The sequence below is a fragment of the Thermotalea metallivorans genome (assembly GCF_001562415.1).
In the GTDB taxonomy this organism is placed as follows: Bacteria; Bacillota; Clostridia; order Peptostreptococcales; family Thermotaleaceae; genus Thermotalea; species Thermotalea metallivorans.
Genome location: NZ_LOEE01000097.1, coordinates 1 through 1,571 on the forward strand (window position 1 = coordinate 1; position 1,571 = coordinate 1,571).

A 1,571-nucleotide genomic window follows, 5' to 3' on the forward strand; every position below is an offset into this window, starting at 1 on the left:
AAAAAAAAGAGCAATGGGGAAGCCGATGGGGTTTCATTGCAGCATCCATCGGTATGGCCATAGGAACCGGCAACGTATGGCGGTTTCCAAGGGTGGCAGCGGCCAATGGAGGAGGTCCCTTCATTATTGCATGGACCATTGCCCTGTTTGTCTGGTCCATACCATTACTGATGGGAGAAATGGTCATGGGGAGAAGGACGGGCCTTGGGACCATCGGCGCATTCCGGGATTATGTGGGAAAAAAATACACTTGGATGGGAACCTGGCTGGCTGCTGTATGTCTGGCAATCATGTTTTATTATTCTGTGGTCATGGGGTGGTGCGTGAAATACTTCACCCTAGCCGTTACCGGCGCTTTTAAAAACCCTGTCACCACAGAAACAACGGAAGTCCTGTGGAAAACATTTACCACAGCACCTTCCCAAACGATTTTTTTTCACTTTGTATCCATGGCCATCGCAGGGTTTATCATCTACAAGGGCGTGACTGCAGGAATAGAAAAAGCATCCAAAATCATGATACCGACATTATTTATACTCATTATCATCACTGCCATCAGATCCTTAACCCTGCCGGGGGCAGAAAAAGGGTTGGAATATTTATTCAGCCCCAAATTGCACATGCTGGCAAATCCTAAAATTTGGCTGGAGGCCTTTACCCAGGCTGCCTGGTCTACAGGGGCGGGATGGGGCTTTATCATCACTTATGCTGTTTATACAAAGAAGAAAGAAGATGTGGCATGCAACTGCATGATTATGGGTTTTAGCGATAATGTAGGCGCTCTCATCTGCGGATTGACAGTTCTGCCTGCGATTTTTGCCCTCTCCGGCAGTGGAGAAATTGCCAATCAGGCCCTGTCGGCAGGCAATACCGGCTTGACCTTCATCTATTTGGCCCAATTGTTTACCATGATGCCCTTTGGCTCCATACTGGCGGCGATCTTCTTCCTGGCTATGTCCATTGCTGCCTTGACATCCCTGCTGCCCATGGTCGAAGTAGGTGTGCGCAACTTGATGGATGGGGGAATGGACAGGAAAAAGGCAACCCTCATTGTGATCGTAGGGGGATTTTTGCTGGGGATTCCATCGGCCTACAGTCTAAACTTCCTGGATAATCAGGATTGGGTATGGGGTGTAGGATTATTGTTCAGCGGCTTGTTTGTGTCGATTGCTTTGATGAAATACGGACTTGAGAAAATACGAAACCATGACATCAACACGGAATGGTCAGATTTTAAGGTCAATCGATGGTGGACCATCAGTATCTCCTTGTTCCCAGTCTTTGTGCTTACCATCATCGGCTGGTGGTTGTGGCAGGCCATTACATGGTATCCCGACAACTGGTGGGATCCCATGGAAACCTTTAGTGTAGGCACAATTGCTCTCCAATTCGGTATACTCCTGATATTAGCACTCCTGACCAACAATTGGCTTGCGGGCAAGATTGGACAGGGAAGGGATATCATGGAGTCAGCAGAGGAGGCGGAATAATATGTCACGTACATCGATTATTATGATGATAATTACTCTGGGGTTTTATGGAATAGGCTTCATCTATTTGCTAAACAAAGC

General features: G+C 47.5%; 1 protein-coding gene. It reads left to right on the top strand.

The features are described from left to right. A partial coding sequence (locus tag AN619_RS15200) for a sodium-dependent transporter (protein WP_083525181.1) occupies positions 1–1,490 on the top strand: 1,490 nt, incomplete at its 5' end. Between the last annotated feature and the right edge of the window lie 81 nt (positions 1,491–1,571).